Source organism: Luteibacter sp. PvP120 (assembly GCF_054055715.1).
Window position 1 is genome coordinate 52,640 of sequence record NZ_JBSRXP010000003.1, and the last position, 13,632, is coordinate 66,271.

Annotated in this window: 14 protein-coding genes; 6 read left to right on the forward strand and 8 right to left on the reverse strand. The window is 57.6% G+C overall.

Annotated elements, in window-relative coordinates; all coding sequences use genetic code 11:
- The first annotated feature begins 233 nt into the window (after nucleotides 1–233).
- On the forward strand, nucleotides 234–389 hold the full coding sequence (locus ACVKN3_RS07525; protein ID WP_354516649.1) for a transposase: 156 nt from the start codon (nucleotides 234–236) through the stop codon (nucleotides 387–389).
- 132 nt (nucleotides 390–521) lie between these two features.
- Nucleotides 522–956 carry a hypothetical protein gene (locus ACVKN3_RS07530; protein ID WP_354516647.1) on the forward strand — a complete coding sequence of 145 codons (435 nt, stop codon included), beginning with the start codon at nucleotides 522–524 and terminating at the stop codon, nucleotides 954–956.
- A gap of 354 nt (nucleotides 957–1,310) precedes the next feature.
- Here the strand turns inward: ACVKN3_RS07530 and ACVKN3_RS07535 are convergent, their stop codons facing one another.
- A complete protein-coding gene (locus ACVKN3_RS07535; protein ID WP_456991493.1) occupies nucleotides 1,311–1,667 on the reverse strand; it encodes a restriction endonuclease subunit S in 357 nt (118 codons plus the stop codon).
- Between ACVKN3_RS07535 and ACVKN3_RS07540 the strand changes: the two genes are divergently transcribed.
- Entirely contained in the window at nucleotides 1,662–2,045 is a 384-nt protein-coding gene (locus ACVKN3_RS07540) for an abortive infection family protein (protein ID WP_354516645.1), read from the forward strand. The genes ACVKN3_RS07535 and ACVKN3_RS07540 overlap by 6 nt on opposite strands.
- Before the next feature lie 198 nt (nucleotides 2,046–2,243).
- Here ACVKN3_RS07540 and ACVKN3_RS07545 read toward each other — a convergent pair whose 3' ends face one another.
- The 6 genes from ACVKN3_RS07545 to ACVKN3_RS07570 all read right to left on the reverse strand — a co-directional run bounded on the left by ACVKN3_RS07545 (nucleotide 2,244) and on the right by ACVKN3_RS07570 (nucleotide 9,584).
- A complete protein-coding gene (locus ACVKN3_RS07545) occupies nucleotides 2,244–2,702 on the reverse strand; it encodes a hypothetical protein (RefSeq protein ID WP_456991495.1) in 459 nt (152 codons plus the stop codon).
- A gap of 192 nt (nucleotides 2,703–2,894) precedes the next feature.
- Nucleotides 2,895–3,359: a Mov34/MPN/PAD-1 family protein gene (locus ACVKN3_RS07550; RefSeq protein WP_456991623.1), complete on the reverse strand. Its 465-nt coding sequence runs from the start codon at nucleotides 3,357–3,359 to the stop codon at nucleotides 2,895–2,897.
- 44 nt (nucleotides 3,360–3,403) lie between these two features.
- Nucleotides 3,404–5,149, reverse strand: a complete 1,746-nt coding sequence (locus ACVKN3_RS07555; protein ID WP_354516641.1) for a ThiF family adenylyltransferase — start codon at nucleotides 5,147–5,149, stop codon at nucleotides 3,404–3,406.
- Nucleotides 5,142–6,389 carry a nucleotidyltransferase domain-containing protein gene (locus tag ACVKN3_RS07560; protein ID WP_354516639.1) on the reverse strand — a complete coding sequence of 416 codons (1,248 nt, stop codon included), beginning with the start codon at nucleotides 6,387–6,389 and terminating at the stop codon, nucleotides 5,142–5,144. The genes ACVKN3_RS07555 and ACVKN3_RS07560 overlap by 8 nt, the downstream gene beginning before the upstream one ends.
- On the reverse strand, nucleotides 6,386–7,546 hold the full coding sequence (locus tag ACVKN3_RS07565; RefSeq protein WP_354516637.1) for an HNH endonuclease: 1,161 nt from the start codon (nucleotides 7,544–7,546) through the stop codon (nucleotides 6,386–6,388). The genes ACVKN3_RS07560 and ACVKN3_RS07565 overlap by 4 nt, the downstream gene beginning before the upstream one ends.
- A 325-nt stretch (nucleotides 7,547–7,871) precedes the next feature.
- Nucleotides 7,872–9,584 carry a MobA/MobL family protein gene (locus ACVKN3_RS07570; RefSeq protein WP_354516635.1) on the reverse strand — a complete coding sequence of 571 codons (1,713 nt, stop codon included), beginning with the start codon at nucleotides 9,582–9,584 and terminating at the stop codon, nucleotides 7,872–7,874.
- Between the two features lie 189 nt (nucleotides 9,585–9,773).
- On the opposite strand from ACVKN3_RS07570, the gene ACVKN3_RS07575 reads away from it, so the two are divergent.
- The 3 genes from ACVKN3_RS07575 to ACVKN3_RS07585 all read left to right on the forward strand — a co-directional run bounded on the left by ACVKN3_RS07575 (nucleotide 9,774) and on the right by ACVKN3_RS07585 (nucleotide 12,438).
- Entirely contained in the window at nucleotides 9,774–10,793 is a 1,020-nt protein-coding gene (locus ACVKN3_RS07575; RefSeq protein ID WP_354516633.1) for a hypothetical protein, read from the forward strand.
- 192 nt (nucleotides 10,794–10,985) lie between these two features.
- Entirely contained in the window at nucleotides 10,986–11,978 is a 993-nt protein-coding gene (locus ACVKN3_RS07580; RefSeq protein ID WP_354516631.1) for an SOS response-associated peptidase family protein, read from the forward strand.
- Nucleotides 11,979–12,135: 157 nt separating this feature from the next.
- Complete coding sequence (locus ACVKN3_RS07585; RefSeq protein WP_354516629.1) at nucleotides 12,136–12,438, forward strand: hypothetical protein; 303 nt, start codon at nucleotides 12,136–12,138, stop codon at nucleotides 12,436–12,438.
- A 102-nt stretch (nucleotides 12,439–12,540) separates the two neighbouring features.
- Here the strand turns inward: ACVKN3_RS07585 and ACVKN3_RS07590 are convergent, their stop codons facing one another.
- Nucleotides 12,541–13,626 carry a DUF3800 domain-containing protein gene (locus tag ACVKN3_RS07590; protein ID WP_354516627.1) on the reverse strand — a complete coding sequence of 362 codons (1,086 nt, stop codon included), beginning with the start codon at nucleotides 13,624–13,626 and terminating at the stop codon, nucleotides 12,541–12,543.
- Between the last annotated feature and the right edge of the window lie 6 nt (nucleotides 13,627–13,632).

The window sequence follows — 13,632 nt, forward strand, 5'->3', positions numbered from 1 at the left end:
CGACGGAGCGAGCGGACCAGGTCCTTGTCGTGGGCATCGCGGCAATCTCAGGTGAGGTGACGCATTATCGAAACATCTTGCGTCAGCGGCGTGTCAGCGCAGACCTACACAGCTTGTAGGGTTTCCCCTACAAACCGGTCCTGCGGGAGCCTCCCACACACGTGGGCTGGCTGAGCTTGCCCGGATTTGATGGACACCCATCCTGAGCCGTAAGGTTCGCCTAGAGGTGTCCCATGTCATCAAAAGTTCGTCGTCAATTCACCCCGGAATTCAAGGCCAATGCGGTCGCGCTGGTGCTGGAAAAAGGACAGTCCGTTTCCCAGGTTGCCCGCGAGCTGGACCTTGTCGATAGCGCGTTCAGGCGCTGGAACGAGAAGGCCAAGAGGTGACGTGCATAAAATAGAGGACGGTGTCTCGGCCGGTACAGCAGATTGGACCGGACTTGCGCCGAGCGGCGATGCCATCACCGGTGATCACGAGGGAAATGCTGTCAACAACGGCCCAAAGGATAGTTACTTGCCATGACCAATGAACTTTATCGTTCCTCGATCAGCCTCCGGCTGACGAGCTTCATTATTCCCGCGGATTTCATGATTTCCACCGTAGGCATGACTCCGTTGTTTGCATGGAACAAAGGGGAATCTCGGCTCCTGCCTTATGGAAAAGAATTGAATAGTGTTAAGGAAAACTCTTACGCTAGTTTCAGACTTTTTGAGAACGATGACCGTTGGCTGCCCGAAATGCTCAGTGAAAGCGTGGAAAGACTCAGAATACACCGGAACTTTTTCCATCAACTGAAGAACGATGAGGGTGGACGTGCGGAGTTCTTCATTGGCTGGTTTCTCTCTCGAAGTGGGGGAGACACGCTACCTTCTTCCCTCCTTCTTGAGGTGGCCAACCTCGGTCTAGACCTCTCCTTTGACATCTACCCCGGCGAAGATACGGAAGAACCGTAACCAAGAAAGTCCAAGGTCCCAGGGAAATTGGACTCAAAACCGGACAGCTACTCAAATTTGGGGGAATGTCGCCACCGCGGGAATCGATCTCAAAACGGCGAGGCGTTTCGAGCGTCGACGACGTGAGTTGGTAAATGACGCGGAAGTCATACCCAAGCCGGTCTCTAACGCGGAAGTCGGCGCGTTGCTTCCGCTCCAGATAGGCAAAGACTTCGGCGATCAGCTCCATCAATTGGGACTTGCCTGAACCATTGACGCCAATCAGAACGGCGACATGTTCCCGTGACAATGAAAAGTCAAAAGCTTGGTCTCGCAAGCCTTTGTACTCGCCAAAAAGCTCGATAAATATCAGCTTCATGCGGAACTCTTTTTGGTTCGCTTGGAATGTGTCTTACATGTCTCTGCACGGATGCGTTCTAACAGCACGCTGGCCGGTTCGTCGTTCGGATCCTGCGGCACCAGCTCGCCGCGGAATGCCTTGGCGAGAATGCTCTGCGTCAGCGTGTCGATGCGCTGTTTGGCGGTGGCGATTTTGGCTTCGAGCTGGTCGGCGAAGGCGAAGAGCTGTTCGACGCGGCGGACGATTTCGGTTTGCTCGTCTCTCGAAGGAAGAGGTATCTGCAGAGCTCGGACATCGCCGACGCCATCGGCAACTTGGCCGCAGCCTTCGACGTCGAGGGGTGGGAGCTGACAAACGACGGCATTTTGCAACCTCGCCTCCTGGATGGACTGACCGGCAAAGCACTGACGGCTGCATTGAGAACCTACGCCGATCGAGCCCGACGTGGGGCGCTCGACAATCCGCTGCTGACAGGCACGGCCAAAGACCTGCTCGAAGCAACAGCGGGCCACGTGATCGAACAAAAGTTCGGGAGGCCTCCGCAGGTCACCAACTTTCCCACCCTGCTGGCTCAGGCTTTCATGGCGATCGATCTTGCTATACCCGACGGCCCTCCCACTAACGGAAAGCCTGAGTTGCAACGCACCGAGCGAGCCGCATACGAACTGGCTTGTGCCATCAACGGATTGCGCAACAAACAAGGCACCGGGCACGGTCGGCCATGGCTGAGTGTGGTGACCGACGCCTAGGCGCGTTTCGCGATCGAAAGCATGGGTAATGTTGCTTCACTGATGCTGGCAGCCCTTCCATAGGCAAGTCATGACCTTGAGGCCTAGTTCTTAGCCGTTACCAGGGCACCTCAAACACAATTCAAGGCGATCAACAGATCCAAGTTGCGAGAACTATCTTGCACGGTCGAGCAACCGCCTAACCAGCAGTCCGAGCCATCAACGCATCAATATCTCGATCGCTCGAAGGCGTTGGACGGTCTCCCGCTGGGCTGCATGTTCATCCGTGGAAAGTTCGCGCTCGCAGTAGACACGACTGAGAAAAAGGATCGCGTCATTCCCGTCTGGGTCGCTGTCATAGTCGGGGTGACGAGCCACCTCATGCATGAGGTCGCGGGTGATAGGTGCTATATGGAAGTGACAGCTAAATCCTGGCGAAAAACCCAACTTATAGAAGATCACTCTCATCGGCGCATAGGCCTTCCTGAGCAATCGTTCCGTCCGAGCGAGGGCGGGGCCCAATTCAGCCAACGCCTCACTCGGCAAGGAAAAAACCTCCGACGCCTCATGCAGGGACGATGCGATCAGATATCCCGGGTATCTGGCATCCCGTCGGTGTGCGACGACCCAATGGTGTGTCGAGAAAATGAGGCCGTGGTCATCCTCTGAGTTACTCATGGTATCTATGTCCGAACGACGATGCTGAAACGGAATTAAAACACGTCCGCAAGAAGCGGTGGTTTATCGGGGCGAAAGGGATACTAGACCCAACTTCTGGAATGCTGGACATGTGGATAATCTTGTCAGGGTGGTCCGCCAGTCTGAGACTATCTGGCCGCAAGAATTTTAACGGCCAAGCCTAGTCGCTTTCTAATCTGACACGCACGTGTAAACAGGAGCGACTAACTGCGCAGCATATATGCCGGAAGGTCGTATAGACCACGCCTTTAGACCGTCGACCGAGGTGCTGCGCCCGACGATGACTGCGACCGGCCAGGGCATGTCCACGTGGTTTCGACGACCGAATGATTTGAAGCTTGCGATGTCTTTTCCAGAAAGATGAGGAACTGTCTCGGGATGCGAATGCCAAAAGCCGATCAACCTCAGCCCGCGCTCATTGGCTGTCTCAATCTCTACCCGGCAGCGAGTATCGCTGAGCAGGAGCGCGTGTGAGTCAGCTTTATCATCTGGGTGCGAAGGCGTCACTAAGGATAAGATCAGGCCCCGAACGTCGCCGCTATCAACGAAGAGAAGCCCTCCCCGCTCGATACCGCCGGGAGTTTGACGGTTAGCATGCAATACGTCACGCGCCGCAGCGCTCACGAGGAGATCCACGCCGAAGGCTGGCCATGACCAAATCCACGAAACCGGTGACTCGTTCAAACCACTGCCTCGGGCCAAGGCATCTCACGTTCAAGAAAATAGGCTCCCTCAGGCAAACTGGGACCTTCGTAAGAGCCTCCATGTTTGAGTAACTGATCCAGATTTCCTACCGTCGAGTGCCACCTGGGACTCGCAGGTTGCCCAGTCAACGTAGCTAATGCCAACTGAGCCGTCATTCCCGCGATGCGGGCCAGCGCAACCGGCGCCCCCGGAATGTAACTTGCCCCGCACGCGGGCAAGGCATACACGCCATTGTTCGGCCAATTCGAGAACCGAGAGGTGAACCTCCCTCGGTCAAACAACCCACGGGCATCGTAGATGCCCGACGGGGCCAGCAGCGCGTGGCCAACAAAACCATGCGGTTCGCTCCACGCATGAATCAACGACCAATTTGCCCCGGCCGACTTCAAACTCCACAGATATTCTTCCGATGGCCAGTTCGCAGTGGTGACGATAACCACGTCCGCCTTTTCAAGTTCTGATTTAAGCGCAGCGCCGCCGGCCTGAACGGGGCACGGAATAGCCGTCACTGAGACACTGGGCACGTCCCTAAGAATACGGGCACGCAAGGCATGCACTTTGACTTCGCCGAGCGCCTGCGTGCCCAGAACGTGCCGACCTATGTTGACGTCTTCAAACCGGTCCGCATCCACAAGCGTCAAACGGCCCACGCCTGACCGCGCCAAAAGCACTGCAATCTCCCCTCCCAAGGAGCCGGCGCCTACCAATACTGCACGCCTTCCCATGAGGGCTTGGACACCGGGACCGGCTCGATGATGAATGACGGTCGGATCCATGACGTCAGTCGGCGTGAACTCCGCAGCGTAACGCCTATTTGACGCCCGAATTGATGCTCGGCGGGCTGCCCGACGCCCGTATACGCGGGCCCGTCCGCGGTCAATTTCCAAGCTACGAAGGTGAAACGTATGAAGCGCGAGGCCTTCCACGGGAAGACTCACGACGAGCCAACGAGAGGCGAGATCGGCGCTGTCCTTCGTCCACTGCATGAATGCTGGGATGTCTTCCTCGACGAGGTGAGGGATCAACCACGTAATGAAATCAGCTGTCGGAAGCCGAGGCGGCGGTGAACTGTTCAGTCGCGCGAAAAAACCCGCCTTGGCCGTCGAACGCTGAGGCAGAGCGCGCCTATCAAATCGCTGCTCGAAAGAAGAGATTTCCTCGTAATGTGATGCGGCGATGTATCGAAAATTTCGTCGCTGCAAGTCCGATCGATCACTCACCACATAGAGGGGTCCGCTGCATGCCGGCACCCCTACCAACGTCAAGCGGTATGGCGTGACTGCCTGCTGCATCATCCAGTAAGATCGAATTTCCCTGGCAAATTCCTCATCGCGTCGGCCTTGGTCAGCTTCGGCGAGGGAAAAGCGAATCAGCGCGAAAGCCTTTTCGATCGCCTCATCGACCGCCGCTTCGGGTGTCGATGTAACGGGTTGCTCACCGTCGGTGTAAAGGCAGAGCCCGTCCTCCATGCAATGCGGCCAATCCACACGCGGGGAAGGCGTAATCGAAAAATCTAACGGAAGATAGGGAAATGCTGTCGGAAATCCAATTCTGAGACGACGTTTTATCCCAAGGTAATCTGGTGGCAAAGCAAAATAGAAGGCAGCGGCTTCACTGCCCGCTGTCTTCGTTTCTTCGAGATAAAGCGCGGCGTCACCGAAGCAGCGCCTAAGTTGTTGGACGCCGCGCTGAATTGTCGAGCCCGCCGCCGTCTCAGCCAAGGCGATCGACCGAACCCACGTGGCGCTGAGAGGCGCGACTGGCCACGGCCTCCCCACTCAGCGCGCGCAATGCAAGCGATGCGCGCGTTACTCCAGGGGCCAAACCAGGAATGCTCCAATTCGCGGGAAGGTCCTTCAACACACTGTCAAGCAAGGTTCGGCTAGTCCCGAACGATCGGCTCATGTCTTCCTGGAACGATTCGAGCGACGCAGTCTCACGAAGACCCAAATGGAACGATGCTTTCGCGCTCTGGTGCCAATCGAAGAAAGCAGTCCGGTATTTATGGCCGTCGGGCCTATTCCATTTCTCGGCGAAATTTTCCCCGTCATCCACAGGATTACAGACCTGCCAATGGCCTAAATTGCCGTTGATGAATTGAGGCATGATTTCCACCAGTTCCATGATCGCTTCGATCGGACGGCGAACGATCACAGCGGATCCGTGCGACATGTGCTCGTAGGCGCGTCCCGCGAGCGTCGTGAGAACTGCGGAAATCGGCCGATAGTCTCGCAGCGGGTTTTCCAGAGCCCACATATCCCGGTGGCGCTTCAACAATTTGATGGTGGCTCGCAGGACGTTCGCATCCACATATTCGCCATAAGCTGGCATGTCTTCCTGGGAGGCGTCGAACGTCATCGTTCGAGCGGTGAGCGACTCCATCGCAAGCACGGGCAGCGTCATGTTGGCCACTTCGTCCAGCCAGTCACAATAAGCAATCGGGCTGCTCGCCTTCCAGCCTACTGTCCGATCAGGAACTTGAAGAGCCCCGTGGCCGTGCTTTTCACTATTGGCACGAACGTTCCGGGCGGGAGTCACATCGATGTGAAACCCCGGATTTTCATCTGCGTAAACGACACGAATGCCTCGGCGCAGCGGCTCGATTGGCGCGTTCACACGCGCACCTTCTTCGAACCGCTCGGTTATCGCTTTGAGAACATGGTTGTGGTCTGCGTCATTCGCATGCTCCAGCCAAACCACGGCGTCCGCATCCACGGTTCCCAAATCACCCGTCGCGCCCGGTGCCGGCTTGATAGCGGTGCGCAGCCGAATCGACCCTTGGGGAAACACATGCGCCCGCCGAAGAATCGGGTCATCGGCAGCCTGCAGTATCCCTTCCAGTGTGCCGTAGCGCTCCGAAATAGTGTTGTAAAGGCTTTCTGGCAGCGATATAGCGTGCGCGGCCTCAAACAGTGTGGCTTCCCAGCTCTTCAACTGAGTATCATCGAACCGAGGATTCATGCAGCGTTTTCCTTAGAAAGGTGATCAAGGGACACATGACGCCGAAAGGCATCGGTTGGGCCATCGCGGTCGTAGATCCAGTAGCCATGCTGATGATTGGTCGAGAGCAGTGCTCCAAATTCGATGGCAAGCGCAGCAGGAATCGCCGGGAACACATGGATTGGCTGTGACGAGTGCGCTTCTAACTCGCTCAGTCGACGTTGCAGTTGATCGCGAAAGTGGCCGATAAAATCAGCATTTTGGACATATGAATACGCGGGATCACCAGCGGTGAAGCGTGCAATGTTGGCGTCCGGAAGGACGGCGTTGACATCACGATTTGGAATGAGCGCGGAGATGGACATGACGAGGGCAACGGGCCGTGCCTGATCCCCATCGCCACTGAACTCGAATGAGAACGGCTGCGGGACCGCACTACTATCCAGCCAAACAAGCCCAGTTGCTCGGTCAGACGAATATATTTTTCGCCGCCGCCTATCACCCAACATGTGGCCCAATATCACCAAGCTCGGGATGTCCGCGATAGCTGCCACTCCCACCCAAGGCTCGTCGCCTAGCAAGCTACGGGCCGGGCTGAGATCTCGACGGATATGTTTGCCTAGTTGGCTGCGCACGGATCGGTAATAGCGGTCATCCCTGCCCTCGTCATCAGGCTCAGGCAGTTCAACAACAAGGGGATCGCCCAAGGGCCTGATGCAATCTCGCCACATCGCCGCTTGCAGCTGGCTGGGATCGATCCTCACCTTTGTCTGGAAGTGTCGCCCCAGCACGATCAATCCAGTGCCCGGGTTTGAGTGCGCGCTACTTACTGCAAATTTCACAGCCGCCAAAAACGCTTCATGCTGAAAGGTCAGGTCTTGGGCCGGATACCCTCGCGGAGTCTTGTCAATGTCTACATGACAAGAGGCGCACAGCAGCATCAAGTTGCCAGGATCGTTCGTCAGCGCTTCTGCGGTATCGACCGTATGACCGTCCGTCGACCGCGGACCGTCCGGACTGGCTGGGAGGATATGTGCCACCTGCCCCAATTTGGCCGGGGTCAGCGTGATCCGGTCCTGCGTGAGGTCTTTGCTGCACAGTTCACAATGACCAGCGGCACGGATCCAGACCGCATCCAGTGCCTTCTTTCCCGTGTTCGATCGGTTCGATCCCGCCATGACTCTCCCCATTTCCATCCGTTGGTGAAAAGGAACGCATCCCAGGCAATTCCCATGGACAGCCCCTTGTCTCGGCACATGAAGGCTAACCGCAAGAAATCAAGGGCACAGTTCTCAAATCCACACTAGGGCTTTCCGGTCTCATCGTCTGAGACCGTTCCGGGAGGAGATAGGGCAGTCGAGCGTCCGCGCACCATGCCCTGATTTGCAGCCTGGATGCTTTGAGAGTGAGCCGGATTTACCGGACCAATGAAGCAGCGGGGGTTGCCCCACCACCATTCGAGCGGAAGAAACACATGCAGGACCGCGCTGCAAGAGCGGCACGTCATGCCATTCTCCGCACGGGCACATCGGCCCGCATCCGAAGAGCTGGTTCCTCGGGGTTGCGGCCCTCGTTCGCTGGACTTACGCCGGGAACCGAGACCTTCAGCGCGTCGTCCAGCCATTCCCGCTCATCATCGTAAGCCGCCGCCATCAGTTGCGGCGCCAAGTCCGGCCGGACCGCCACGAATGCACCAACCCCCTCGCCTAACGCGGCGATCTGCCGGGCCCGCTCGGCGGTCGTCAGGGTGATGTCCCCGGAAAGGTCGTCCAGCACGGCTTGGTGACGACGCACCGCCGCTTTCAGGCGTTGCACGTGCCCGTCCGCCACGCGCACCTGATCGTCAAGGCCGGCCCATTCCTTGGGCTTGCCATCGGCTCCCTGCATCGCTCGTGCCGCTTTCATCTGCCAAGGATGGCCGGCCTCCCATGCACGCACGCCCCCTTCGGCCGCCGCGCGGCTCTGTCGGGCGCCGTCGAGCTCATAGTCGACCGCGAGCTTCGCCGCCATCCGGCGTTCGCGATCTTCCCCAAGCCCTCGCAGCTTCCTGCCCAAGATCACGAGGCCAGACAGCACCCGCTCAATGGCGCGGACCACCTTTTCCAGCCGGCTCCGGACTTCCTCCTCCTCGGCCGTCGCCGCAGGCGGCACCATCTGCATGAAGCGCGATGTGAAGGAACCGGTGTCCACCTGCTCCCAAGCTGCCGGCCGAGGCCCCAGTGGCGGTGGCACCGGAGCCGGATCTGGCACGCGCTCCGGCTCGGCCGGCCCAGCCACGGGGGTATCGGCGACCGTCGCTGCGTCAGGCTGATCCGCCGCAGACGGCATCACCTGTGGCGGCGGAAGCACCCGTGCCATCGCCTCCCTCACTGCATCGTCCGCCGCCCGGGCGCGCTGGTCCGCCAGGTCCACGGCATGCGCCGCTTCATAGACGAGGGACGGCACCATGATGTCGCCGCGCAGGGCATCGCCCCGACGGGTGAAGAAGCCGCGGCGTTCCATGGCAGTCACGGCTGGCCCGAGAGTTGGTTGCGGCGTGACGGGCAGTTCCTGCCGGACGTAGCTGCGATGGTCGAAGTCGGCCGTCAGACCGACCGCGGCCGTGTATGTGTTCGCCAGCTCGGCCCAGCGCTCGTTCAACTGCTCGACAAACGCACCCGCCGTGTTTTTGTTCGAAAGCAGCACCAGCTTGGCACCGGGCCTCCACTCCGACGTGCCGTCCGCACCAACGATCTCTTCCAGACGTCGGGTCGGGAAATACAAGTGGGCATGAAAGCCAATCTTTCCCTCGGGCTTCTCTGCACCCAGTGCATCCATGTGGCTGTCACGGTGCAAACCTAGGGACACTGCGGTGTGCAGCTGGCAACTAATGAATCGAGCCATCTCTTCCGCCATGTCACCGGCCTGCTGGTCGGTCAGCCCGAAAGGGATCGGGATCCTGTAATCCCTCGCCACCTGGCTGTCCTTCCGCTTTTCAGCGGCCTCCACTCGGTTCCACAGCTCGTCGGGATCCGTCGCCCACTCCGGAGCGCCCTCGGGCGCAATGGTGAGCGCACGGACGATCTCTTCGCCGATTTTTCGTTTGCGATAGTCGTGCCAGACGCCCGTTTGCCGGTCGAGCAGCCGAAGTCCGAGGCGGTAAGCAACTCCGGCGACCGCGGAGTGGCCCGACGAACGCCGGTGGGTTTCAAGATGGGGGCGGGCGTGCAGAGACATTCATCCTCCTGATGAAGTCGCCTGAGCGCAGGCGACGGATCGGTCAGCCATGACCAAAAACATGCAGCGGCGGCCAAACCAATGCAGCCCGCCCCTGCGAACCATCCAACCAGAACGCTTAGGCATGTCAAGCATCCTTGACATGGCGCTTCGCTCGTTACGTGACCGACGTCACGCGGGGTGGCTGGGATGAGCAAACCGGGGACCGGGGTAGTCGTGGCGCTCTGCGCATGGGCTTTGCTCGATGCCTTAACGTTGGATCTGGCTGTGAGCGTCGTGTTGGCACAACACGGAAGACGCGCTCTTCGTTGTGATTTTGTGTTGCCGTTCGCCAGCCTCTGGCAGGGAAACATTCTGATCGGTATAAACGGACGACGAGCGAAGTATCCTTATGATGAACTGACAATCACAAGCAAGTTAGGAACAAAAACGATGGAACGATGTTTCGTTATCCAGCCATTTGACGGCGGCGATTTCGATGCCCGCTACGACCAAGTGCTTGCGCCTGCCATCCTTGCGGCTGACTTGGAACCTTACCGGGTTGATCGAGATCCTGGGGCGTCCATCCCCATCCAGGAAATTGAGGATCAGATAAGGGGTGCGAGGATTTGCCTAGCCGACATCACCATGGACAATCCGAACGTGTGGTTTGAACTTGGCTTCGCCTTTGCGGCGGATCGGCCGGTGGTCATGATTTGCTCAGAGCAGCGACCAACCAAATATCCTTTCGACGTTCAACATCGAAATATTCTCAAATACAGAACCGGAACTCCTCAAGACTTCAAAAATCTAGAGGTCAAGATTACGGAAAGAGTAAACGCTCTTCTTAGTAAAGAAATCACTCTAAGGGACGCGGCCAACGGACTGTCAAAACTGACGAAGATTGAAGGTATTGAACATCACGAAATGGTAGCGCTCGCTACCATAGGCGAAAACATTTATTCGCTGCATGACAAAGTTAGCCTCTACGTTATCCGGAAAGATATGGAGAAGGCGGGCTTCACACCGTTTGCAGCTGCTCTTGCAGCCAAGGCCCTTGTGAACCACGGTCTTATTTCACAAGTTGAAGAGTTGGATCGGGATGGCGATCAAGTCACCGTTTACAGTTTCACAGAAAGCGGATGGGATTGGCTTATGGCGAACAAGTCAAAATTCTCCCTGAGAAAACCAGATAAGGCAGATCGAATATTTGGCGATATCCCCTTCTGACCTGTCGACTTGCTTATGAGACCGCGGGCTTAAACGATCTCACCACCTAAATACCTGCCGCCTACTTATGTCGGGCTGCAGTCCGGCGGATTCGCTATCCGCCACCGCGGAACTGGCGGCGCCGGCAAATTCGAGCTTGCCGTAGGCCAGAGCCTCGACATTCTCTGACGAGGCCGCGGTTATCCTCATCCCATGTGCTACTCCGCTCAAATCCAAGCCGACTTCAAGGCCTACCAACGCTTCGGGGGCGACCTCGACCTGGATGCCTACGTAAAAATGGCGGGCTGGTCGAAGCGGAACGGCAGCTGGATGCAGAGTGTCCCCAAGACCATCCGCAACGCCTTCCTGGACTCCGACAAACCGGACGAACAGGAAGCCCGCGCGGCCGCGCTTGACGCTTACCAGGCCGCCACGCTTGTCTTGGAACAGGAGTTGGCCGAGCAGACCGCCCGGCTGGCGAAGGCACAGACGGTCTTGGCCGGTCCCAAACCCACCAAGAAGGCCGAGACCGACCAGCGCGTTGCGACCAAGAAGATCGCCGCGGCCAAAGCCAAACTGGCCGAAGTCCACGATCACGCCAAGGGTGACGGCTATGCCCGCATCTGGCCCGGCGGCATCACCCCGGTGCTGATTCGAGATCCGGCCACCGGGGAGCGCCACGTGGTGCCGATGCGCTACCGGTGCCGGCTGCCCAGCTGGACAGCGGCCGATGAGAAGAAGTGGGACGGAACCTACAACGCCCGAAGGGACAAACTCACCACCGCCTGGCGCGAGCTCTGGGGCAAAACCCACGGCATCATGCTGGCACGCCGCATCTATGAGTCGGTGGCTCTCCACGATCTGGAACACCGGTCCTTGGTCCCAGGCGAACGAGGGATTTCGGTTGAGGTGGAGTTTCGCCCGGAGCCGGATCAGGACCTGTTGCTGGCTTGTCTGTGGCGCTATGTCGAGCCCGAGGGCGACGAACCGGGGTTTTACACGGTGGCCGCTATCACCGGCGATCCCCTGCCCGACTTTGTCGCCGCCGGCCACGATCGTAGCGTCATCGCGATCAAGCCCGAGCACCTGGATGCCTGGCTCGATCCGCAGGCCGGCGGGCTGATGGACATGGTGGCGATCCTGGATGATCCCATTGACGTCACCTATCAGTTCGGGCATGTAGATCGTCATAAACCTGTGGATTGATCTGATCCATCTATGAGTGTTTGGTGGCCTCGCCCGATTATTCGTCCATCGCGAAAGCGTGGTTGTAAGTCGCTGAATGCCTGGCGTATGGTGATCGTGTCGTCGGCGCAGGCGCAGCACCCGCAGCACCCGCTGGCGGCATCAATGAGAACGTTCCATGGACATGTCGAGTCCTCAGGAAAATCTGTTCGGCCGAGCCCTCCGGGAAGCTCCGAAAGCATACGCACGTCGGATCGCCAATCAGGCCATGTTCAACGGCTTCGATAGCGAACCCGTCTCGCAGAAGTTGATCGGAAAAGTGGAGATGATCTTGGACATCTTCATCGAAACCCACTTGAATGGCCAGGAGGTCGTTGACGATCTTCGGTCTAGTCTCGATAAGGCCGAAACACTGGGCGACATTCGCGCGGTAATGGCCGAGATAGAACAAGCGTTGCCGCCGGAAGATCGCAACACGTAAATTCGCAGCTTAGGGCTGCTCGCAAGACCACCGTCGCTTCAAATACCTTCTGGCGCTGGGAAACCCCGGCGCCAACTTATTTTTACGCACTGCTTCGATGGGCTAAACGCGCTGACTGTTCATTGCACGTGCTTGCATTAAAAAATCGAAGACACCATCCGTGATGCTCGTCTCACCCTCCTTGGCTTCGTTTTCTGGCGTTAGATCCTGGGAAGGGACGATGCCATCAACGATCAAATCTATCAGTTTGGTTTCACGAAGAGCTTCATGGAATGGGGTGAATTCTTTGTATCCAGCCAAGGCCGAGAAGAAATCCATCACTCCCCCCGCGACCAAGTCGGCGACTTGCAGCGCAGGATGATCTTTTGAATCCTCGAAGCTCAATGAGGAGATCCTGAGAGGAAGTTCAAAAACACGATCACCATGGCCGACTTTTTGAGTTGGCAAAGGGGTCATCAGCTCGCGCAAATGATCTTCGGCCCTCTTCATAGGCTTCGACTTGTCGTGGACCACTTCTAGCCAATCTGGAGTTTGCCGCATCCAGTAGTTCACTAATGAAGTGAAAATATTCGGCATCGGATCAAACGCAGTCGTCGCGACAAGACCGCCAATGTATTGATCCACGAAAACAGGAGCCATCGTTAACCCAAGCAAGGGCTCACTCGTATCTCTGTGTTCAAAGGCATATTGAGCAGTCTGCGCAAGCGTTTTCTTCAATGCATCAAACGCCTCTTCGCTGGGACGGTGGATAGCTTGCCCGAAGCGTTCCAGTAAGTAGTCCCATCCACCCGCCGGCAACATACCAGGGCCAGCGAAATACAACATGTTGGCGTAAGCCATCTGGCCGTCGCCATCTGTTAGGTCGATACCCATCGCATCGAAGCCGGGTTCGATAAGCTTGTCAACGAGATGGGCCACGAGCGAGAACTGCTTGTCAGCCACCTCTGCTTTCACGACTTCTGGCGTCAAAATCTCGGATGAGAAGAACCGTAAGAGGTCCTGTTGACCTTTGTTCGATCCTTTCAATCGGCTGTATTTCGCCTCTACTTGCCCCTGTCGAAGGAGCGGACTAATCAAAGAAGCGCAGGCGTCGGCGTCCAAGCAGGTTGATGCCAACACTGCGATGGGCTGATCCTTGCTGTGAAGGTCCGTTCCAGTATTTCCCGCTTCGTCAAAATATAATTTCATGGTCCC

Bases quoted from the DNA above. Each gene is read 5' to 3' on its own strand.
- ACVKN3_RS07525 (WP_354516649.1), top strand. From the start codon at position 234: ATGTCATCAAAAGTTCGTCGTCAATTCACCCCGGAATTCAAGGCCAAT.
- ACVKN3_RS07530 (WP_354516647.1), top strand. From the start codon at position 522: ATGACCAATGAACTTTATCGTTCCTCGATCAGCCTCCGGCTGACGAGC.
- ACVKN3_RS07545 (WP_456991495.1), bottom strand. From the start codon at position 2,702: ATGAGTAACTCAGAGGATGACCACGGCCTCATTTTCTCGACACACCAT.
- ACVKN3_RS07560 (WP_354516639.1), bottom strand. From the start codon at position 6,389: ATGAATCCTCGGTTCGATGATACTCAGTTGAAGAGCTGGGAAGCCACA.
- ACVKN3_RS07565 (WP_354516637.1), bottom strand. From the start codon at position 7,546: ATGGCGGGATCGAACCGATCGAACACGGGAAAGAAGGCACTGGATGCG.
- ACVKN3_RS07570 (WP_354516635.1), bottom strand. From the start codon at position 9,584: ATGTCTCTGCACGCCCGCCCCCATCTTGAAACCCACCGGCGTTCGTCG.
- ACVKN3_RS07575 (WP_354516633.1), top strand. From the start codon at position 9,774: ATGAGCAAACCGGGGACCGGGGTAGTCGTGGCGCTCTGCGCATGGGCT.
- ACVKN3_RS07580 (WP_354516631.1), top strand. From the start codon at position 10,986: ATGTGCTACTCCGCTCAAATCCAAGCCGACTTCAAGGCCTACCAACGC.
- ACVKN3_RS07585 (WP_354516629.1), top strand. From the start codon at position 12,136: ATGGACATGTCGAGTCCTCAGGAAAATCTGTTCGGCCGAGCCCTCCGG.
- ACVKN3_RS07590 (WP_354516627.1), bottom strand. From the start codon at position 13,626: ATGAAATTATATTTTGACGAAGCGGGAAATACTGGAACGGACCTTCAC.